Annotated in this window: 20 protein-coding genes; 11 read left to right on the top strand and 9 right to left on the bottom strand. The window is 31.1% G+C overall.

What is annotated here, in order from left to right; translation table 11 throughout:
- Positions 1 to 300 precede the first annotated feature (300 nt).
- The 3 genes from bsdtw1_RS21100 to bsdtw1_RS21090 all read right to left on the bottom strand — a co-directional run bounded on the left by bsdtw1_RS21100 (position 301) and on the right by bsdtw1_RS21090 (position 2,520).
- Entirely contained in the window at positions 301 to 1,260 is a 960-nt protein-coding gene (locus tag bsdtw1_RS21100; RefSeq protein WP_183279462.1) for a CobW family GTP-binding protein, read from the bottom strand.
- Between the two features lie 346 nt (positions 1,261 to 1,606).
- On the bottom strand, positions 1,607 to 2,203 hold the full coding sequence (locus bsdtw1_RS21095) for a hypothetical protein (protein ID WP_183279461.1): 597 nt from the start codon (positions 2,201 to 2,203) through the stop codon (positions 1,607 to 1,609).
- A gap of 14 nt (positions 2,204 to 2,217) precedes the next feature.
- Positions 2,218 to 2,520: a hypothetical protein gene (locus tag bsdtw1_RS21090; RefSeq protein WP_183279460.1), complete on the bottom strand. Its 303-nt coding sequence runs from the start codon at positions 2,518 to 2,520 to the stop codon at positions 2,218 to 2,220.
- Positions 2,521 to 2,755: 235 nt separating this feature from the next.
- Between bsdtw1_RS21090 and bsdtw1_RS21085 the strand changes: the two genes are divergently transcribed.
- Positions 2,756 to 3,448: a response regulator transcription factor gene (locus bsdtw1_RS21085; RefSeq protein ID WP_183279459.1), complete on the top strand. Its 693-nt coding sequence runs from the start codon at positions 2,756 to 2,758 to the stop codon at positions 3,446 to 3,448.
- Positions 3,449 to 3,458: 10 nt separating this feature from the next.
- A complete protein-coding gene (locus bsdtw1_RS21080) occupies positions 3,459 to 4,895 on the top strand; it encodes a HAMP domain-containing sensor histidine kinase (protein ID WP_183279458.1) in 1,437 nt (478 codons plus the stop codon).
- 135 nt (positions 4,896 to 5,030) lie between these two features.
- On the opposite strand, the gene bsdtw1_RS21075 is transcribed toward bsdtw1_RS21080, so the two are convergent.
- On the bottom strand, positions 5,031 to 5,804 hold the full coding sequence (locus tag bsdtw1_RS21075; protein ID WP_183279457.1) for a MurR/RpiR family transcriptional regulator: 774 nt from the start codon (positions 5,802 to 5,804) through the stop codon (positions 5,031 to 5,033).
- A gap of 191 nt (positions 5,805 to 5,995) precedes the next feature.
- The gene (locus bsdtw1_RS21070) at positions 5,996 to 6,901 is read right to left on the bottom strand and encodes a Gfo/Idh/MocA family protein (RefSeq protein ID WP_183279456.1); all 906 of its coding nucleotides are present in this window, start codon (positions 6,899 to 6,901) and stop codon (positions 5,996 to 5,998) included.
- Positions 6,902 to 7,122: 221 nt separating this feature from the next.
- Between bsdtw1_RS21070 and bsdtw1_RS21065 the strand changes: the two genes are divergently transcribed.
- Together bsdtw1_RS21065 and uppS are read left to right on the top strand one after the other, a co-directional pair.
- A complete protein-coding gene (locus tag bsdtw1_RS21065; RefSeq protein WP_183279455.1) occupies positions 7,123 to 8,010 on the top strand; it encodes a DMT family transporter in 888 nt (295 codons plus the stop codon).
- A 102-nt stretch (positions 8,011 to 8,112) separates the two neighbouring features.
- The gene (gene uppS, locus bsdtw1_RS21060) at positions 8,113 to 8,754 is read left to right on the top strand and encodes a polyprenyl diphosphate synthase (protein ID WP_183279454.1); all 642 of its coding nucleotides are present in this window, start codon (positions 8,113 to 8,115) and stop codon (positions 8,752 to 8,754) included.
- A gap of 201 nt (positions 8,755 to 8,955) precedes the next feature.
- Here the strand turns inward: uppS and bsdtw1_RS21055 are convergent, their stop codons facing one another.
- Complete coding sequence (locus bsdtw1_RS21055; RefSeq protein ID WP_183279453.1) at positions 8,956 to 9,603, bottom strand: hypothetical protein; 648 nt, start codon at positions 9,601 to 9,603, stop codon at positions 8,956 to 8,958.
- 490 nt (positions 9,604 to 10,093) lie between these two features.
- Between bsdtw1_RS21055 and treP the strand changes: the two genes are divergently transcribed.
- The 3 genes from treP (at position 10,094) to treR (ending at position 14,095) form a co-directional block, all read left to right on the top strand.
- Complete coding sequence (treP, locus tag bsdtw1_RS21050; RefSeq protein ID WP_183279452.1) at positions 10,094 to 11,524, top strand: PTS system trehalose-specific EIIBC component; 1,431 nt, start codon at positions 10,094 to 10,096, stop codon at positions 11,522 to 11,524.
- An 80-nt stretch (positions 11,525 to 11,604) separates the two neighbouring features.
- Positions 11,605 to 13,263, top strand: coding sequence for an alpha,alpha-phosphotrehalase (gene treC / locus bsdtw1_RS21045; RefSeq protein ID WP_183279451.1), 1,659 nt, complete (start codon positions 11,605 to 11,607; stop codon positions 13,261 to 13,263).
- A 121-nt stretch (positions 13,264 to 13,384) separates the two neighbouring features.
- Positions 13,385 to 14,095 carry a trehalose operon repressor gene (gene treR, locus bsdtw1_RS21040; RefSeq protein WP_183279450.1) on the top strand — a complete coding sequence of 237 codons (711 nt, stop codon included), beginning with the start codon at positions 13,385 to 13,387 and terminating at the stop codon, positions 14,093 to 14,095.
- A 188-nt stretch (positions 14,096 to 14,283) separates the two neighbouring features.
- Here the strand turns inward: treR and bsdtw1_RS21035 are convergent, their stop codons facing one another.
- The 3 genes from bsdtw1_RS21035 to bsdtw1_RS21025 form a co-directional block, all read right to left on the bottom strand.
- A complete protein-coding gene (locus tag bsdtw1_RS21035; RefSeq protein ID WP_183279449.1) occupies positions 14,284 to 14,925 on the bottom strand; it encodes an exosporium glycoprotein BclB-related protein in 642 nt (213 codons plus the stop codon).
- Between the two features lie 154 nt (positions 14,926 to 15,079).
- The gene (locus tag bsdtw1_RS21030) at positions 15,080 to 17,086 is read right to left on the bottom strand and encodes an alpha/beta hydrolase family protein (protein WP_183279448.1); all 2,007 of its coding nucleotides are present in this window, start codon (positions 17,084 to 17,086) and stop codon (positions 15,080 to 15,082) included.
- 83 nt (positions 17,087 to 17,169) lie between these two features.
- Positions 17,170 to 18,195, bottom strand: a complete 1,026-nt coding sequence (locus bsdtw1_RS21025; RefSeq protein WP_183279447.1) for a branched-chain amino acid aminotransferase — start codon at positions 18,193 to 18,195, stop codon at positions 17,170 to 17,172.
- 440 nt (positions 18,196 to 18,635) lie between these two features.
- Between bsdtw1_RS21025 and cysC the strand changes: the two genes are divergently transcribed.
- From cysC to bsdtw1_RS21005, 4 genes are read left to right on the top strand one after another with little or no spacing between them, the layout of a single operon-like run.
- Positions 18,636 to 19,247 carry an adenylyl-sulfate kinase gene (gene cysC, locus bsdtw1_RS21020; RefSeq protein WP_183279446.1) on the top strand — a complete coding sequence of 204 codons (612 nt, stop codon included), beginning with the start codon at positions 18,636 to 18,638 and terminating at the stop codon, positions 19,245 to 19,247.
- Positions 19,248 to 19,266: 19 nt separating this feature from the next.
- Positions 19,267 to 20,292, top strand: coding sequence for an aliphatic sulfonate ABC transporter substrate-binding protein (locus bsdtw1_RS21015; RefSeq protein ID WP_183279445.1), 1,026 nt, complete (start codon positions 19,267 to 19,269; stop codon positions 20,290 to 20,292).
- 16 nt (positions 20,293 to 20,308) lie between these two features.
- Positions 20,309 to 21,148, top strand: coding sequence for an ABC transporter ATP-binding protein (locus tag bsdtw1_RS21010; protein WP_183279444.1), 840 nt, complete (start codon positions 20,309 to 20,311; stop codon positions 21,146 to 21,148).
- Positions 21,105 to 21,857 (top strand): ABC transporter permease, encoded by a 753-nt coding sequence (locus tag bsdtw1_RS21005; RefSeq protein WP_183279443.1) that lies wholly within the window; start codon positions 21,105 to 21,107, stop codon positions 21,855 to 21,857. The genes bsdtw1_RS21010 and bsdtw1_RS21005 overlap by 44 nt, the downstream gene beginning before the upstream one ends.
- Positions 21,858 to 21,872: the final 15 nt, after the last annotated feature.

Here is a 21,872-nt window from a genome sequence, read left to right as displayed (position 1 = left end):
TTTAGAGATATAACTTCATGATGGAAACTTATATAGGGTTCCTAGCTCAACTATTAATTTATACATGCCCGAAAATCTCCAGAAGCCGAGATTTTCGAACAAGTATAAATTAAGTTTCGACATGGGAACCCTTTAGTTATCATAAAAAATAAATTTTTAGCATTAATTATAGGGCTCCAACTACAATTGTTAGTTTATGGTTGTGAGAAGGTTGATGGATTCTCAGAGTTTTCACAAGCATAAACTGATTTTGTAGGGGAACCCTAAATATATACCCAAATATAAATTATAGAACAAAGGTTAATCCTCAAATAGCTTTTTTATCTCGCTTGAATTAAGTTGGTTTCCTATAACACATACTCTGCCTGAATAATCTGGCAGGGAAGGTCTTATCTCGAATTCACCTGGCACATAGTCAAATTCTAACCATTTACTGCTAGAGGATTCTATTATTCCTTTGGCTCTTAGAACTGTTCCATAGATATTTTTATCATTTAATCTGGTGAGAATAGATTCTAAAGTGCTTTTTGAAAATACTTTAGGTGTTTCCATACCTATAGTCTTAAAGGTTTCTCCAGTAGATCTTGTTGTTGAGCTTTTAAGCGAAACTTTAGCAGAACTATTTCTTAGAAGATTTACTTTCTCAATAAGTTGCTTTTGTGCATCGCCTTCAGCGATATTTATTATGTCTTCAGCCTTTAAATTATCCCATGGAGTTGTTATTATATTTGCGTTTTTATTTAATTCTCTAATCTTTGAGACTGTTTGTACTACCGTATCTTTGGTCACATTTTGAGTTCTACTCAATATTATAGTTTTAGCATTTATTATTTGATTTTTATAAAAATCATCAAAATTTAATACGTACATATCATATTTTGTTATATCTATTACTGTCATTATCATATTTATAGTAACCTTATCCTTTAGATTAGGTTCTTTAAATACAGATAGTATTTCTGAAAGCTTTGCAACTCCTGAAGGTTCAATTATAATCCTTTCAGGATTATATTTACTAATTACCTCATTAATTCCTTCAGTGAAATCTCCATAAACACTACAGCATATGCAACCTGCATTTATTTCCTTAACATCTATTTTAGTAGTTTTTAAAAAACTGCTATCAATACCTATTTCTCCAAATTCATTTTCTATTATTGCAATCTTATTATTCTTTAGTTGTTCACTTATAAGCTTTTTTATAAGCATAGTTTTTCCTGCACCTAAAAAACCAGAAAACAAATCTACCTTTACCTTCAAAGAAATCCCCTCTTTCTAAAGATCTACTTTTATATTCTAAACCTATGAAAAAATTAAATCAATGCAAATGATTTGCATTGTATACTATATACAAAAAGTTAACAAATTATGATTATCAACATTTATAGAAGTTATCTATTTAGCCGAATAGATAAATTCTATTTTAAAAAACTTAGTTGCTGACTATGCTAACTCTTAATGAAAATCAAAATACTTATTTGGACTTTATTGATAATTATATGAAAAAAATATGGTGATAATGTTTCATATAACTAAAAAGTAATATTGATCTATTAGATAGAAAAAATCTGCTATCAATACTTGAGATTAATAGCAGATTGTTCTTTTATGATGCAGTATTGGTTGATGTAGAATTTTGAGTTGATGTAGAATTTTGAACTGTAGTGATAAGTGAAGACATTGCATCATTTAGTTGTTTTAGTAAATCGGTTCTCTTATTTTGAATGGATATAATATTATTAAGTTCACCTTCTATAGGATCATAATTTTTACTTTTGAAATCATCTTTTATAGTCTTAAATGAAGTTTTTATAGTTCCTGATGTAGATGAAAGAGAAGAAAGTTGAGTTTTTATAGAATCTAGTTGAGATCCTATTTTGCTTAGATCCTCACTACTAATCTGGCTTTTATTGGCCTTTATACCCTTTAATAATGTTTTTACCTGTTCCTTTTTTGAAAGTATTTCTTTTCGTAAGGCTTGATTGGTTTCGTGATTTTGTTTGATGATATCTTTCTTTGAGGAGATTAAAGTCTTATACTCTTTTCTTTTTTCAATGTTTGATATCACTTGAGCTTTCTTTTCTACAAGATTACTTAGTTTACTAGCAGAAACATTTAACTCATCTGCTCTTACTAGGGTTGAAGGTATTATTATTGATAATGCTACTAATGAAGACACTAATTTTAATTTTAAATTTTTCATTTTTATAATCCCCCTTAATTCATGGTATTTACTAAATTTTCGGTTTCATTTATATCATTTTTGTCATCTAACTCGTTCATTACACTATCAAGTTTATTCATAGAACTATCTATCTTTTGTGCAACATCGCTATTACTATCTGTCTTTGAAGTAGAACTGTTTGGGTTAGAAGAATTGGAGTTAGTTGCAGTAGACTCTTTATTACTTATATTTGATTTGTTTGTACCACTAGCAGAGTTTATTGGCTTGTTACGGGTACATCCTATAAACAATGATACTGATAACATAATAATTAGAATAAAATAAAGTTTTTTCAATTTGAAACCTCCTATGTAACTTCAAGTTTTAACTGTATGATTAGAGTATAACATCTGATATTAGGATAAGTCTCTGAAACTTTGTGGCAAAATTGTGGCAAGATTACTTAGTTAACAAAGAACCATATACACTATGATATAATCAAAATAAAAATTTATATAAAGACTTATAACTTCAGTTTTAAATCAATTTTTAAATTTGCATGTCTTCTATAGATAAAGAGGTGATTTAATAATGGCAGAGAAGCTAATATATATTGCAGATGATGAGGTCAAAATACAAGATTTGATAAAGATGTTTTTAAAAAAAGATGGTTATGATGTAGAAACTTTTTCTAATGGAAGTTCTTTGCTTGAGCAGTTCATGAAAAGGACGCCAGATATGGTCATATTAGATATAATGATGCCTGGTATGGATGGTCTTGAAGTTTGCTCAAAGATAAGGTTGCATAGTAATATACCAATTATAATAATTTCGGCAAAAGACAGTGAATCAGATAAGATTGCAGGGCTTATGCTTGGCAGTGATGATTATATGACTAAACCATTTAGTCCAGTGGAACTTGTGCTTAGAGTAAAAAGCATATTTAGAAGAATGGAATTTGATAAAAGCAATTTTAGTACTGAGATAATTCGTGTAGGTGATATAAATATTTACTTAGATAGGAGATTTGTTGAGTGTAAGGGTAATGAAATAAAACTAACTCCAATGGAGTTTAATTTGATGGGATACCTCTGTAAGAATGCTAATAAAGGAATAAGTAGAGAAGAATTATTAAACAAGGTTTGGGGATTTGATAGTGAAGTGGATACAAGGGCCACTGATGATATGATAAAGAGAATACGTAAAAAGTTAGCTAATGCAAATTCAAACTTAAGAATAGAAACACTTTGGGGATATGGATTTATAATGAAAATAGCTGAATAGAGGTGTTATTGTGAGTAAAGCAAAGAAGTCTATAAATAAAAGTATCTTCACTTCTCATCTAATAATAATATTAATATTTATGTTACTAACGGCTATTATATTTGATTTAGCTTTAAGAATTTATGTGAGAAGGGAAACAAGGAATCAAATTATTACAACCGGAGAGATATTACAAAAATCAATAAATCAAAATTCAACTAATTTAGGTTTAGATGAGTTGCAGAACTTGCAGGTAAATGAGAGGGGTAATTCAAGACTAAACTCAATTCTAAAAAGAGCCAACTCTATCTTGGATATTAAATATATAGTTATAAATGAAGACAAAAATATAATATATCCTAATGAAAATATTAATCAAGAAGATAAAGATACTTCAAGTGAGTTAATTACCAAAATAAAAAAAAATCAAATATCTAATATTAATAGAGGTGTAGTGATTAACTTGAATATTCGTGGCAATAAGTATCAGGCTGTATCATATCCTATTAAGCTGCAAAATAATAGCTGTTACCTAATTGTATATTCAGATTTGTCTAAGAGTGATGAAGTCACAAGGAAGGTGAATTTTTTACTTTTTTCCATACTTATAATAATGGCTATAATCTCTTTAAGTATATCAACAAAATTGGCTAAGAAGATTAGCAATCCAATTTATGATGTAATAAAGTATGCAAAGAATATTGCAGAAAGAAACTACACGGTAAAAGAGTTTAATTTTGAACATGAGGAGCTTACAGAGCTATCAAAGACTATGAGTTTTATGGCTGCAAAACTTTCTTCTTATGATAATACTATGAAAACTTTCATGCAGAATGCATCTCATGAACTTAGAACACCTTTGATGTCGATACAGGGATATGCAGAAGGTATTAGACTTGATGTTGTAGAGGATAAAAACAAAGCTATAGAAATAATAATAGAAGAAAGCAAGAGACTATCTACCTTAGTTGAAGATCTATTGTATTTATCAAAAATAGATGCTATGCAAGATGATTTTAATTTAGAAAAGGTAGATATGAAAGAATTAATAAGCAGTTCAATTGATAGGATTAAAGGTATTACTATAAAAAATGAAAGAGAAATATTATTTACACATTGCGATGAGGAGTTGTTTTTATATTGTGATGAAGAGAAATTAATGAGAGCAATCATTAATATATTAGCTAATTGCATTAGATATTCCAATAAGATAATAGATATTTCCTTAGAAAAGAAAGATGAAGCGATAGTTATAGATATAAATGATGATGGTTCAGGTTTTGATAAGGAAGATAAGGAGCATATATTTGATAGGTTCTTTAAAGGAAAAGGTGGAAATTATGGATTAGGGTTAGCAATCACAAAGACAATTGTACAGAAACATAATGGTATAATAACTGCTGATAATAATATAAGCGGAGGAGCAAATTTTAATATGATATTGCCACTGCAAAAAATAAATACATAATTGAATTCATAATATATGAAACTCAATTATGTATTATAGATAGCTTTTTTCATTGCATGAACTATAACTAAATAATCTATCTTTATTAGTTTTCGATAATTAAATTGCTACATTAATGTGTTAATATATAGATTCTTATACTTCGTATAAGAATCTATATCTCATTAAAATAAGATCTTTAACATATAAAAAAGCATATCTTCCTACAAAAGGGAAGTATTCATTTCCATAAAGAATTACTTTAGTTACGTACTCAAGCAGAGGGGTAGCTGGATTTTGAGTAATTAATACTTTTTTTGCTTTACTTTGCTTTAATGCTTCACTAAGTCTTGAATTATAGCTGCAGCCACCTGATATTGAAAATATAACTAGCAATGAATTTTCATCTAAGGATTTTATATTATCTAGTTGCTTATCAATATCTACAAAAACTGTTGCAAATTTACCTAGTACCATTAATTCACTCTGAAAATCAAGAGTAATGCTTTGTCCTGTATTTAAACCTACAAGTGATACAGTTGGATAATCGTGTATATCCTGAACTAATTGGTCAATTTCCTCAATCTTCAACGTCTCAGTAGCCAAGTCTATATTTTTCTTAGCCATAAAAAACAGATCAGAGGCATCCTCATTGATGTTCATGTTTATGCTTTTATTTCTTGGATCAAAATATTCATTGTCATCATATACTAGCATATTTTTAAATTCATAAAAGCTGTTGCAACCTAGTTTTCTACAAAATCTACTTATGGTAGATATGGAGACGTAACATAAATCAGCTAGCTGATTTATACTCATACTTGATATTTTATTTATATTTTGAAGCATTATCCAAGAAATATTGTAGTCAATATCTTTTTCATTACTGGTATTAATTATTAATAATAGCTTATGAACGACATCACTCATTTTTTCACCACCATTGCATTAATTTTTAGCCTTTGTATTAGGTAATATTATTACTATATATAATTTAAATCTACTATAATATTGATGGATTATGTGTATTCTTAAATTATAAAGCTATTTTTGACACTACATTTATTTATTCTTTAAATAAGTGTAGTAAGAAGTTAAATTTATATAATTATAAAAAGGAACTATAGCTTCATAAGTTTTTCTATAATATCTTCGCATATTTTATGTGTAAGAAGTGCATCTTCTAAGGAGATATTAGTTTCTTTACCATCTCTTATACAATCTATAAAATGATTTATTATTTGATAAAAACCTTTTCTATATAAGGTTGTATCCCAGTCTCCTAATTTTCTTAAACTCTCTTCATTATTAGATAAGTTTGAGCTTATAGCCATATCTTTTACAACAATTTTTTTTCCAGGACACATATATTCAACAAGCTCTTCTGACATGCCACTATCCCTGTTCATCAAGGCAATTGAAGTAGTATTTTTATTCGATAATTTTGCAACTACATTATATAGATTATCATTCTTTATTAATCCATTTACCTGAAGGTCAGATATACTTCCACCCATTAAAAATCTTGCAGTATCAAGCACATGTATATAATCATCAAGTATAAAAGTTCTTATATCCTGAGGGCTAGGCACTCTATTTTTTTGAACTAAAATTATATTGGCGGTTTCTTCATTTTTAATTGAAGAGTACATAGGTGCAAATCTTCTATTAAAACCTATCATTAGAGTTCTATTATACTTGTTTGCGATGTCTACGAGTTGTTTTGATTCTTCATAAGAGTAGGAAATTGGTTTATCTACATAAACGTGTATGCCTGACATAAGTAGTTTCTTACAGATTTCAAAATGAGATTCAGTTGCTGTATGAACAAAAGCAGCTTGAATCTTTAAATTTATTAAATCATCTATTGAAGTTGTGTATTCAGAAATTCTATATTTTTTAGATTGTTCTTTTAATTTTTCGCTATTCCTTGTACAAAACACAAGGTCTATATCCTCTCTCGCTGTTATAACAGGCAAATATGCCTTCTGGGCAATTCCACCTAAGCCTATAACTCCAATTCTCATAACAATCCCTCCTAGTAAAAATCTTTACTTTAATAATTATAAATCACCTAAACTACAATGACAAACAGTTATATATAATGTAAAGTATTATATAGGTATGTACACTGGGGCTAATTAAGAAAATTTGACATGATAAAGGCTTGAAAATCCATTACCTGAGAGATTTTTAAGAGTTTGTAGACAACATAAGAAGAAATTATTTAGAATTGGGGGCTAAAAAAGTGAATGATAAGATAAAAATATTATTAGCAATGATTATTTTCGGAAGCATAGGGATTTTTGTGAAAAATATAAATTTACCATCTCTAGAGATTGCTTTTTTAAGGGCTACAATAGGAAGTCTATTTTTATTTTCATTTAGCATAATAGGAAAGCAAAAAGTTTCTGTATCAAAAATAAGAGAAAATGCAATTCCATTAATACTTTCAGGTATAGCTATAGGATTCAATTGGATATTATTATTTCAGGCATATAAGTATACCACTGTTTCAATAGCTACTATAAGTTATTATTTTGCACCGATGTTTGTCATAATTGCAGCACCTTTTATACTTAAGGAAAAGCTTACAGGAAGTAAATTAGCGTGTCTAATAGCAGCGTTGATTGGAATAGTCATGATATTGAATTCTGGTGAAAGTGCAGGTGGATTTTCACAAAACATTAAAGGTATAATGTATGGGCTTAGCGGAGCTGCTTTATATGCAACAGTAGTATTAACAAACAAGTTTATAAAAGGTTTATCAGGGTTTGATACTACTTTAATTCAGCTTGTAGTTTCAGCAATAACACTTTTACCTTTTATAATTTATAGAGGAGAAATAGAAAAGGTTTCATCACTAGGGATTAAGGGTATTATGTTTGTATTAATCGTTGGAGTTATACATACAGGTATTGCTTATCTATTATACTTTACTTCTATGAAAGGTTTAGAAAGCCATTCTATAGCTATACTTAGTTATATAGACCCTATATCAGCAGTAGTTTTTTCAACTTTATTATTAAGTGAATCTATTACTGTTATTCAGATAATCGGAGGTACTATAGTACTCTTATCTACATTTTTAGTAGAAAGAATAGGTAAACTACCAGCACAGAGCTTTGAAAAATAAATTAAGTTTTTGTATAACAAATATCTATGGTTAGTTTTTGGTACGTTGGCAATAATATGTATATGATTCATATTTAGACTTATATATTATTGAGGTGGGTTTATGAGAATACCAAATCACGTAGGAATAATTCCAGATGGGAATAGAAGATGGGCTGTAGATAAGGGGCTATCTAAGGAAAATGGATATATTTCAGGAATAGATCCTGGATTAGAACTTTTTACTTTGTGCAAAAACGCTGGGATAAAAGAAGTAACTTATTATGGTTTCACTGTTGATAATACCAAAAGGCCTGCTGAACAAAGAAAAGCATTTACAGAGGCTTGTATTAATGCTGTAAAGATTCTTTCAAATCAAGATGCAGAATTACTTGTAGTAGGAAATACAAAGTCTGATATGTTTCCTAAGGAGCTATTGCCTTATACAGTAAGAAAAACATTTGGCAATGGAGGTATGAAGGTTAATTTCTTAGTGAATTATAGTTGGAAGTGGGATTTAGACCATCTTAAAGGAGCAAAATCTAGAAGTAATAACATCAATAATCAAATACAATCTTATGATGTATCTAGAGTAGATCTAATAATAAGATGGGGTGGCAGGAGAAGGCTTAGTGGATTCCTTCCTGTACAGTCTATTTACTCAGACTTTTATGTTATTGATGAATATTGGCCAGATTTTAAGCCGGAGCATTTCTACAATGCATTGAACTGGTATAGTGATCAAGACATAACTCTTGGTGGATAAAATAAAATCATTATTTTAATGATTTTATTTAGAATTAGTAAAGTTAAAGATGTTAACAAATATAAATCTATACACATTATAAGGATGAATAGAGTTAAATTTGTGGATAAAAATAAAAAATAGTGTGGATAATCTCAGAATAGGTGAGATTATCTGCACTATTTTTCTGTAATTCTCTTTAAGAATTATTAAACAATTATATTATGAGCCTGTACTGTTATTGCTTGTATTATTGTTCGAGTTATTATTAGTACTATTATTGTTATTTGTAGCACCATTGCTGTTGTTATTATTTTGTCTTTGAGGCATATTTGCTCTTACTTTTTCCATAATCTTATCAGCTTGTGCTTGTGTTATTGTACCATTGGAAACTAGTTGATTAAGTGCGTTGAAGTTGCCTCTATTCCCTTTATTCTGTCCGTTTTGATTATTTGGTGCTTGTTGACCATTTTGATTGTTTTGGTTTTGTTGATTATTATTTTGTGTATTGTTGTTAGCGCTACCTTGGCTATTACCATTATTATTATTATTATTGTTATTATTCTGTTGCCCATTTGGTCTTTGCGTAAATGAGGTCAATGCCTCTAAAACTTTAGTTCCTTGATCCTTAGTAATAGTTCCATCGGATACAAGTGAGTTTACACTATCCTCCATTTGTTTCTTTCTTTCTTCTGAATTTGCTGCCCAATTCTTTCCGTTTTGTTGTCCTTGTTGCCCTTGTTGATTTTGAGTAGCTGCATTAGCTTGTGTATTTTTATTAGAGCTACTACATCCTGTAAGTAACAATCCTGTGATACTTAAAGCTGAAACTACCATCACAAGTTTTTTAGATAATATGTTTTTTATCATGCTTTCACTCCTTAATTTTCTATTATTTTTAACTTGAATATTTTTATATAAACTGCTTGTCTAAAGAAATTATATTTTATTATTGTGTCAATTTGATGTGATGATTTTGAACAAATTGTTACTAAATATTAATTAAAAGGTATACAAATGTCGTTTGAATATATTACAAAATATTTAGTGTTTTATAAAAGAAGCAATAGGATTGTGGTTAAGTCTGATGCAACTAATTATTCAACACGTATAAAAATGATATTTGGTTAAGGAAAATAAATTGAGAAATATAAAAAATATATATTGACGAACCTGTACGTACAGCATATAATTAAAACATAGACAAACTTGTACGTATAGGTTGCGATAAATGAAAATGTTTTCTTGTTTTAAAAAGGAATTATTGAACGAATTTTTTATTTGAAGTCTATGTAATCATTTACTAAATTAATTTTTAAACATAAACTTATTTATATTAAGATGTCGGGGGGATTATTTTATGGCTAAGTTTTCTAATGATGCAAAACTTTTATTAGAATATGTAGGTGGAAAAGAAAATATATCAGCTGTAACACATTGTGCTACTCGTATGAGATTTGTATTAGCTGAGCCTAAAAATGCGGATTTGAAGAAGATTGAAGGTTTAAAGAGCGTAAAGGGAACTTTCACTCAAGCAGGTCAATTTCAAGTTATCATAGGTAATGAAGTATCTATGTTTTACAATGATTTTGTTGAGGTAGCAGGCATAGATGGAGTAAGTAAAGAGCAAGCAAAAGTAGCAGCTAAGGGAAATATGAACTTTATGCAAAGATTACTAGCAAACCTTGCGGAAATATTTACACCACTTATACCAGCATTAGTAGTAGGTGGTTTGATTTTAGGTTTCCGTAATGTAATAGGAGATATCAAGCTCCTTGATGGAGGAACTAAGACAATAATAGAAGTATCACAATTTTGGGCAGGCGTGCATTCATTCTTATGGCTTATAGGCGAAGCTATATTCCACTTCTTGCCTGTAGGAATAACATGGTCTATATCTAAGAAAATGGGCACAACTCAAATATTGGGTATTATATTAGGTATTACTTTAGTGTCTCCTCAATTATTAAATGCTTATGCAGTGGCAGGAGCTAAGGAAATTCCAGTTTGGAACTTTGGATTTGCTAAGGTTCAAATGATTGGTTATCAAGCTCAAGTAATACCAGCAATACTTGCAGGATTTTTACTTGCAATATTAGAGAAAAATATTCGTAAAGTTATTCCTGAATATATATCAATGATAGTAGTTCCGTTTTTATCACTTGTACCAACTGTATTAATAGCTCATACAGTTTTAGGTCCAATTGGTTGGAAGATTGGTTCAGGCATATCATATGTAGTATATAATGCTTTAACTTCTTCTTTTGGATGGTTATTTGCAGCAGTATTTGGTTTTGCTTATGCTCCTTTAGTAATTACAGGTTTACATCATATGACAAATGCTATAGATTTACAACTTATGGGTCAATTAGGTGGTACAAACTTGTGGCCAATGATAGCTTTGTCCAACATAGCTCAAGGATCAGCAGTATTAGCTATGATTTTCATAAACAGACATGATGAAGAAGAAAAGCAAGTATCTATACCAGCATGTATATCATGTTACTTAGGGGTAACTGAACCAGCAATGTTTGGTATTAATCTAAAGTATATATATCCATTCTTAGCAGCTATGACTGGGTCTGCAATTGCAGCAGTTATCTCTGTTGGATCAGGAGTCATGGCTAACTCAATTGGAGTAGGAGGACTTCCAGGGATTTTATCAATAAAACCACAATACATGCTTACTTTCGCTTTATGTATGGTTGTGGCAATAGCAGTACCATTTGTACTAACAATAGCGCTTTCAAAGAGAAAAGCAGTAAGAGATAAAGCAAGTTTAAATGGTTAATAGAATTTGAAATTAAAGTGAGAAGAGAGGCAGGGGGAAACTCCTTCCTCTTTAACACTTATTTTAAAGGAGCAGATTATATGAAAGACTTTAAAAAAAGCGTAATTTATCAAATATATCCTAAATCCTTTAAGGATTCTAATGGAGATGGCTTAGGTGATTTAGGCGGAGTAATAGAGAAACTTGATTATTTACAATTGTTAGGTATAGATTATATATGGCTTACTCCATTTTATGTTTCTCCACAGAAGGATAATGGATATGATGTTGCTGATTATTGTAGTGTAGATAAAAGATTCGGAACAATGAAGGATTTTGAAAAGTTGGTTGAAGAATGCTCCAATAGAGATATTGGTGTGATGCTAGACATGGTATTTAACCATACTTCCACTGAACATGAATGGTTCAAAAAGGCTCTAAAGAATGAGGAGAAATATAAAGATTATTATATTTTTAAGGAAACAGAAGATGGCTATGAACCTACTAACTGGAAGTCTAAGTTTGGGGGAAGTGCCTGGAAGAAGGTAAATGATGAATATTATTTACATCTATTTGATGAAACTCAAGCTGACTTAAATTGGGAAAATCCTCATGTAAGAGATGAGATATATAAAGTAGTAAAGTTTTGGATGGACAAAGGGGTAAGTGGATTTAGATTAGACGTAATAAACCTGATTTCTAAGCCGGATATATACGAAGATGATTTTGAAGGGGATGGCAGAAGGTTTTATACTGATGGACCAAGAATACATGAATATTTAAAAGAATTAAATAATAAAACCTTTGCTACTAAAGGTAACATATTGACTGTAGGAGAGATGTCTTCAACTGATATTGATAACTGTATAAGTTATTCAAATCCAGAAGAAAAGGAACTGTCAATGGTTTTTAATTTTCATCACTTAAAGGTTGATTACAAGGATGGTAATAAGTGGACTTTGATGGATTTTGATTTTTTAAAGTTGAAAGATATTTTTAATAGTTGGCAATTAGGTATGGAAAGAAATAATGGATGGAGTGCTGTGTTTTGGTGCAACCATGATCAGCCACGAATAGTTAGCCGTTTTGGCAACGAAGAAAAATATCATAAACAATCTGCCAAGATGCTTGCTACAGCTATTCATATGCTAAGAGGTACACCTTATATATATCAAGGGGAAGAGCTTGGAATGACCAATCCTCATTTTAATGATATAAAGTACTATGAAGACATTGAATCAATAAATTATTACAACATACTTAAAAATAGTGGAAAATGTGAAGAGGAAATATTAAATATACTTAAATGTAAATCTAGAGATAATTCAAGAACTCCTATGCAGTGGGATTGTAGTGAAAATAGTGGGTTTACTACAGGAGATCCTTGGATATCTTTAAGTGATAACTATAATAGGATAAATGTTGAAAATTCATTAAAAGAAAATGATTCTATCTTTTATCACTACAAGAAATTGATATCTTTAAGAAAAGAATATGATGTTATATCTTACGGAAGGTATATACCGATGTTAGAAAAGCATCAATCAGTTTTCGCCTATGTCAGAGAATATGAAAACAAAAGGCTCATTGTTATGAATAACTTTTATGGACATGAAACCTTAGTTGATATACCTAGTGAATATAGAATAGATGATAAGAAATCTACTATATTACTATCTAATTACGAAGATTCACAAGAGTTAAGAAATCATATTAAGTTAAGACCATATGAGTCTATAGTGTATTATTTAAACGGATAAAGATACAAATAGCCAATACTGTTATTAAATTTAACATCTAAAAATCATTATATTATTTATGAAAAAGTATATTTGTTGAAACTTATATATATAAATGCTAAAATATTTACGGTGATATAATATGGATAGTAAATACCTAGCTATATATAATGATATAGTTAATAAAATAGAAGTTGGCAAGATGGAACCTAACTCAAAACTTCCTTCTGAAAGCGAACTTATGGAAGCTTATAATGTATCAAGAGATACTATAAGAAAAGCTCTTGCTCTGTTAGAGACAAATGGCTGCATACAAAAGATAAAAGGAAAAGGCTCCTTCGTTCTTGATGTAAATAAGTTTGATTTTCCTATGTCGGGACTAACTAGCTTCAAAGAGCTTGCAGGAAAGATGGGAAGTGGCTCTAATACTATATTAAAAGAGTTAGAACTTATAAGTGGAGACAAGTTTATAATGAAACAGCTGGAATTATCAGAGGATGATGAAGCTTGGAAGGTAGTAAGAGTTAGAGAGATAGGTGGCAAAAAGATCATTCTAGATAAAGATTATTTTAATAAAAGATTTGTTCCTGACTTAACAAAGGAAACTTGCGAGAATTCCATATATGAATATCTAGAAAATACTTTAGGTCTAAAGATTAGTTATGCTAAGAAGGAATTTACAGTTCAGCAGGCTACAGAAGAAGATAAAGAAGTTTTAGATTTTGAAAACTTCAATATGATAGTTGTTGTTAAAAATTACGTCTATCTAGAAGATACTAGTTTATTTCAGTATACAGAATCTAGACATAGGCCAGATAGATTTAGATTTGTAGATTTTGCTAGAAGAAGATAGGTACAATGTTATTGAAGTTCTATAACATCAATACAGAAGGAGGCTCTGGTTATTCAGAGTCTCCTTATTAATTAAAAGGTAACATTTAAACAAGTTAAGTCTGTCTTAATATAAGTTTTCATAGAAAATTATATTTTTGGGGATACGATTCCAATGAACGAGTCATTATATCATTGTGATAAATTGATTTATTTTATTTCAGTACCTGCATTAGCATATCCCCTAATAGTACTTGCAACTCCAGTAGGATTTGTTGCATAAAATACCATCATAACACGTGTACCAGCATCCACTGGTGCAGCAAAGTTAGCTATTCCGCTGACTGAATCTCCAACTGATAAAGAACCTTGTAACAGACCTAAGTTAACTGAAGCTCCTGGAATAGCTGTAAATGTGGAAGAATTTGCTCTAAATAATTGAGCTACAATGGTTACTGGGGTTGTAAGAGTTACTGCAGTTGTAACTGTAAAATTCGCAGCTATAGAAGTAATTACTCCTGAGCGAGGCATTGAAAAAGCATCATTACCCGTAACAGCAGGTATAGTTAATGTTGTACCGTTATTTGAAAGAGGAAATCCGGAAACGGAAGTCCCGAAAGCTACTAATGTAGCGTTACTAAATAGAGCACCTGCTAGGGTAGTAAGAATAATTGGTGTATAAGCATCTGATGCGAATGGTATTATCCCCCCACCTAAGGTTCTAGTATTTACTCTACGAATACGGCTAAGAGTAGGACAAGGAGTATAGTGATCTTTATGATGATGACCATCTGGATAACCAGGATCATTTGGACAAAAGTCATATCTATTAAAATCGTCATAAATTGACATATCAAAAATCCCTTCCTTAAAAATATAATGATCTAAATACATAAAAGGTACTTTATATATTTAGATGTTTGGATAGATTATTCTATAGTATAGTATATAAATAGGAAAGGGAATTTGTGTATTGATTTGTCAGATAATCGTGAAAATAGTGATTTTAGTTCTTTTTTAGATATTTATCGAACCATTGCGTTATTTCTGCAAGTCTTCTAACCCTATGTTTAGGTTTGCCGCTTCTACTCAATTCATGATTTTCTCCCTTAAACATACAAAGTCTTGTTTCTACTCCGTGGTATTTTAATGAGGTAAACATTTGAAGTGCTTCAGGAATCCAACATCTATAATCTTCGTTAGAATGTAGGAATAGCGTTGGTGTTTTTACTTTATCTGCATATTTTAGTGGGGAGTGAAACCATACTTTTTCATAATTGCTCCATGGTGTTGCTGCAGTTTGATCAGGTCCAAAAAAATAACCTATATCTGTAGTGCCAAAAAAAGAAGTCCAATTTGAGATGCTTCTTTGAGAGGCAGCAGCACTAAATCTATCAGTGTGACCTATTATCCAGTTGGTCATAAATCCACCATAAGAACCTCCGGTTACACCAACTCTTGACGAATCTATAAAAGGATATCTTTTTAACACCTCATCAGTGAATTTTATGATATCTTCATAATCTATTGTTCCGTACTTTCCTCTAATATCAGCAAATGCATTGCCTTTTCCATCGCTTCCTCTAGGGTTACAGAAAAATACTGCATAGCCTTCACTAGCCCAGTACTGCATTTCATGGAAGAAAACTGTTCCGTATACTGTCTTAGGACCGCCATGTATATCTAATATTGCAGGATATTTTTTGGTTTCATCAAAATCTACAGGCTTAATAACCCAGCCGTCTATTATTACACCTGAATCAGTTTCAATACTTACTGTCTCTGGAGAAGAGATAAACTTTTCTGATTTAACCCAATCATTAAAGGTAGTTAATTTTTCAGTAGCATTATTAGCTATAGTATAAATTTCTTGAAGAGAATCAGTAGTCATTCCTATGAATAATACACTATTTTTACTTATACTTATGCCATCTACAGTTCCATTTCCATAAGTTAAAGTTTCTATATTTCCATTTACATCTACCTTGTTTAATAAAGAACTATCATTTTCAGTTGTTATAAAATATAAATGTTCTCCTTCAATTTGCATTGTTATTGAACCAGCATATCTGCAGTCTGAACCTACAGAGTTATCTAAAGCTTTATCAAAGTCAGGTGTAATACATTTTTGTTCAAAGGTGTCTAAGTCAATGGCATAGAACTTTGAGTTTTCATTAATACCGTATCCGCACATATCTGTTGCTGCCACTATAAGTTTTTTAGCAGATATAAAGCTTGCAAATCTATTGCTCATCGGTAATGGCTGAGGCAATAAAGTGAGCGCTTTCTCTTTTAAGTCATATATTGATATTTCATTTGTAAGAGGCATTTTATCTTTAAAGCGGTAACTTAGTATTACAATTTTGCTTTTACTTATGTCTAAATCAAAGAAATCAACATTTGTATCTTGGTCTGTAATAGTTTCAATTTTTTGTGTTTCGGCATCAAATAAATATAGTCTTGTTCTTTGATTTCTTGTAAAGCCACCACCATTTAGCCAAAAGGGTATTTCTTCAAGTATTTCATAATCTTCTTCTTCTTTTCTTCTAATTAATTCTTCTTGTTTTTCGTCAGAACTTAAATAACTTAAATCAGTTTTATTAGGATTATAGTCTGAAGTAAATACGTACAGTGTCTTGTTAATTTGTTTTATGGAGTTTACAGACTTAGGAATAGTAAATAGTTTAACAGCTTCTCCTCCATGAATGTTAATTTTATAATATTGAGTAAATTCTTCTCCGCCATTAAGTTTTTCTTTATCTTTAGAATCTCTTTGAGAAGGGAAGATTATATTCTCAGAATCAAGCCATAAAAAGCTCTTTTCAGAATCAAAGGCTGTAAGTCTGTATTTAAAATTGTTTTTTAAGTCAAGAACCCATAAGTTTGACAGATATTTGTTATCCTCAAGATCTGATTGATGTACTACAAAACAAGCATAGTTACCATCAGGTGAATGCTTTATTGCAGATAAAAAAGTATATTTGGTAAAATCATCAATTTTAATTTTTTCCATATATTAACCTCTCATTAAATTTATACCAGCAGTGTTTGTGAAAAAAGGGAAAGTTATAATAACCTTTCCCTTAGTAAAATGATTTATTTAACTTCTACAACCCATCCTTCAGGTGCTTCTTTGTCGCCAAATTGAATTCCTGAAAGTGTATCATAAAGTTCTTTTGTAATTGGGCCTACTTCTGTTTCGCTATGGAACACATGAAGTTCATCCTTATAGAATATTCCGCCTATTGGTGTTATTACAGCCGCAGTTCCACAAGCCCCTGCTTCTTTGAATTCGTCTATATTATCTATAAATACATCTCTTTCTTCAGCTTCTAGGCCTAAGTATTCTTTAGCTATATGAAGCAAGGAATACTTAGTTATGCTAGGAAGTATGGATGGTGAATCAGGTGTTACAAATTTATTATCCTTTGTTATACCAAAGAAGTTAGCAGCTCCAACTTCCTCAATCTTTGTGTGTGTTGCTGGATCTAGATAAATACAATCTGCATAGCCACCCTTTGCTGCTAGTTCATGAGGATGTAGACTTGCAGCATAGTTTCCACCAACCTTAGCTGCCCCAGTACCGTAAGGTGCTGCTCTATCATAATCTGAAATTATAAAGTTTACAGGAGTTATTCCACCTTTGAAATAAGCCCCTACAGGTATACAAAATACACAGAATATATATTCAGGTGCAGGTTTTACCCCAATGTTATTGCCAACACCTATTACGAAAGGTCTTAGATATAATGTTGCCCCAGTACCATAAGGAGGAACATAGTGTTCATTTGCCTTAACGACTTGAATACAAGCATCTATAAACTTTTCTTCAGATATTTCTGGCATTAATAATCTGTTACAGCTAGCAGCCATTCTTTTTGCATTTTGATCTGGTCTGAAAAGTTGAATTTTTCCTTCTTTAGTTCTATATGCTTTTAATCCCTCAAAGCATTGTTGCCCATAATGTAAGGCTGTTGAAGCTTCGCTTATTGAAAGCATATTATCCTCAACAAGTGCCCCATCATCCCATTTTCCGTCTTTCCACTTAGAAACATAACGGAAATCTGTTTTGATATAATTAAACCCCAATGTACTCCAATCGATATTTACTTCTTTAGACATTAAAAAGCCCCCTGTTCTATAAATTATACTTTTAAATTCCTATTATATAATTTTATCACTTTTAGTTATAATGTAAAATAAACTTTTTCCTTTCGAAGTAATTAAGATAGGTTATGTTTAAATATGCAGCATGATTACCAAAGTATACAAGTTTTAACTGTAAATAAGGATATTTCAACTAAATAGCCTATTTTTTAACTGATTTACAGTAAAAATAGTTAAATTGTTTATTAATTATCAAAAAATATATTGATTTCAATTAAATCCTCTAATATACTTAATTTAATAAAACAAAACTTATCGGAATAGTTGGTAATTAAGATTAATAAATTACAGAAGGTTCTATGATTTATTGCTTTCGGTACTTATTTGGGGCTTACTCGGCTAATCTGAGCGTAAATGTTAATTTCATAACAAAAATAATTTGGGGGGGCTTAGCTATGAATATTAACAATAATGCTAATATAGTTTGGCACAATACTAGTATTAGCAGAGATGATAGGGAACAGCTATTAAATCAAAAAGGGATATTATTATGGTTTACTGGGTTCTCAGGTTCTGGTAAATCCACAGTTGCAAACGCATTAAGTGTAAAGCTGCATAATGATTCTTATTTAACCTATTTATTAGATGGGGACAATCTAAGACATGGATTAAATGCGGGACTTGGGTTTTCTAAAGAAGATAGAATTGAAAACATAAGAAGAGTAAAGGAAGTATCCAAGCTCTTTGTGGATGCAGGAATTATAACCTTGGCTACCTTTGTTTCTCCTTTTAGAGAGGATAGGGATAGTATAAGAGAATTACTAGGTGATAGGTTTATAGAAGTCTTTGTGGACTGTGATTTAGAAGTTTGTGAGGATAGAGATCCAAAGGGGTTATATAAAAAAGCAAGAACTGGACTTATAAAAGATTTTACAGGAATTGATTCACCTTATGAGAAACCTAATAATCCTGAAATCACAATTTATACACATAAAGCTTCTATAGATCAGTGTGTAGAGCAAATAGTTGCTTATCTAAAAGAAAGAAGATATCTAATAACGAGCTAAAGTACTTGGGGGGCTAAAAATGAATATAAAAAAAATCCTTGCTTCTGTAATGACATCTGTAATGGTATTGGGGCTTTTCGGATGCTCATCAAAAAGCGAAGACACTTCTAAAGTCAGAATTGGCTTTTTCTCTAATATAACTCATGCTCAAGCTTTAGTAGGAATGAACAATGGAGAATTTCAGAAGGCTATAGGTGATAAATATAGCGTTAGCTGGAAACAATTTAATGCTGGTCCAGATGAACTGCAAGCTCTTCTTGCAGGAAGTATAGATATAGGATATATAGGACCAGGGCCTGCATTAAACGGATATATAAATTCTAAGGGATCCATTGAAATCATTGCTGGAGCTTCTAGTGCAGGAGCAGTTTTACTTGCAGCAAAAGATTCCTCAATAAAAGGTGTAAAAGACCTTTCAGGAAAAAAAGTCGCAATTCCTCAATTCGGTAATACTCAAGATTTATCATTAAGAGCACTATTAAAGGAAAATGGATTAAAAGACAAAACGGCTGGTGGAACAGTTGATGTAGTACAGGCAGAGAACTCTCTAATTAAAACTCTTTTAACGCAGCACAAGATAGATGCAGCTTTAGTTCCAGAACCTTGGGGTGCTAGATTAGAAAAAGAAGCTGGAGCCAAAGTCATTCTTGATTATAAAGATGTTTGGAGAGGTGGTAATTACTCGGTTGCAGTGGTAGTAGTAAGAAAAGATTTTATGAAGGAACATCCAGAGGTGGTCTCTAATTTTTTGAAAGCTCACGTGAAGATGACGGATTATATAAGTTCGAATCCAGAGGCAGCTAAGAATGATATAAACAAACAGTTAGATAAGCTTACTAAAAAGCCACTAAAGAAAGATGTTCTAGACACAGCATTTAAAAGATTAGTGATAACAAATTACCCTATACAGGATTCTATTACAGAGATGGCGGCTTTATCAAAAGAAATTGGATTTATAAGAGAGGAACCGGATTTAACTAATTTATATGATTTAGATCCATTAAATAAAGTTATTAAGGAAAGCCAGCAAGCTAAAACAAAATAAGAAGGGGGAAAAGTAGTTGAGTCTCGTAATTGAAGGAGTAAATAAGAAATTTATATCTAAGCATAAAGAAACCTACACGTTAGATAATATTAACCTCACTTGTAAGAAAGGTGAGTTTGTATGCATATTGGGGCCATCAGGTTGTGGAAAATCTACTTTGCTAAATATAATTGCAGGGCTAGAGAGTCCTACTGAAGGAAAGATAAGCTTAAATGGAAATGAGATAAAAGGCGTTGGGGTAGATAGGGCCGTTATGTTCCAAGAGTCAGCACTATTTCCATGGTTAAAGGTAATAGATAATGTTGAATTTGGAATGAAGATAGCTGGAGTTCCAAAAAAGGAGAGACGAGAGAGAGCTCTTCATTACCTCAAAATGGTTCATCTAACTAAGTTCCAGAATTCATATGTTCATGAGCTTTCAGGAGGTATGAGGCAGAGGGTAGCTCTTGTGAGAGCATTGACCTTAGACTCAGAAGTTTTACTTATGGATGAGCCTTTTGCCGCTTTAGATAGTCAGACTAAGAATATACTTCAGACAGAACTTCAAAAGGTCTGGCTTGAGACTAAAAAAACAATAATTTTTATAACTCATAGTGTTGAAGAAGCAGTGCTTTTAGGTAATAGAGTACTCGTTATGTCTGCAAATCCAGGAAAAGTTAAAAGAGAGTTTAATATAGATCTCGCAAGACCAAGAAAAGTTGAAGATGTAAATTTAACATATATAGCAGCACAGGTTATGGAGGAACTTAGAGAGGAGGTTGAGAGGATTGCAAGAGCTGAATACGACAATGATTGGAGTATTGAAAAAGGTAATGTTTTATATTCTTCTGCTAGCGATATGGGAACTGGTATATAAGCTTGGAGTTGATGTTTTTGCTATATGGAAACCATATACTTTTCCATCACCTTTCGAGGTTTTTAAAAGCTTATTTAACCTAGTTAAGGACAATACTTTATTTATAGCAATTGGGGCAAGTATGGGGAGACTTTTGTTAGGTTATTTAGTATCAGTAGTTATAGGTTTATCCTTAGGTCTTTTTATAGTCCGTTTTAGGTATATCGGGGATAATATTAAAGCTTTAATTCTTGGGTTGCAGACTTTACCAAGTATTTGTTGGGTGCCTTTTGCCATACTTTGGTATGGAATAAGCGAGCAATCCATCATATTTGTTATAGCCATGGGTTCAATATTTTCAATATCTATAGCTACTGAAGGTGCTATAAATAATGTATATCCACTTTATATAAAAGCTGCAAAGACTATGGGAGCTAAAGGTCTTAAGTTATATATTAATGTTATTATACCTGCAGCTCTTCCGGGGATTGTTGCTGGAATGAAACAAGGATGGTCCTTTGCTTGGAGAGCTCTAATGGCCGGAGAAATGATTTCTTCTTCAAAAGGCTTAGGTTATGTGTTAATGGTAGGAAGAGATGTAGGAGATATAAGTCAAGTAGTAGCTGTTATGGTAGTAATAATTGGGTTAGGGCTTCTACTAGATAAAATAGTTTTTGGCAGAATTGAGGCAAACATAAGACAAAAGTGGGGACTTAAAACTGAAATTTAGGCAATAAGGGAGGCT

This window comes from Clostridium fungisolvens, assembly GCF_014193895.1.
Classification (GTDB): Bacteria; Bacillota; Clostridia; order Clostridiales; family Clostridiaceae; genus Clostridium_AR; species Clostridium_AR fungisolvens.
The sequence above is the reverse complement of the archived record's forward strand: the minus strand, read 5'-3'. Positions and strand labels throughout refer to the sequence as shown.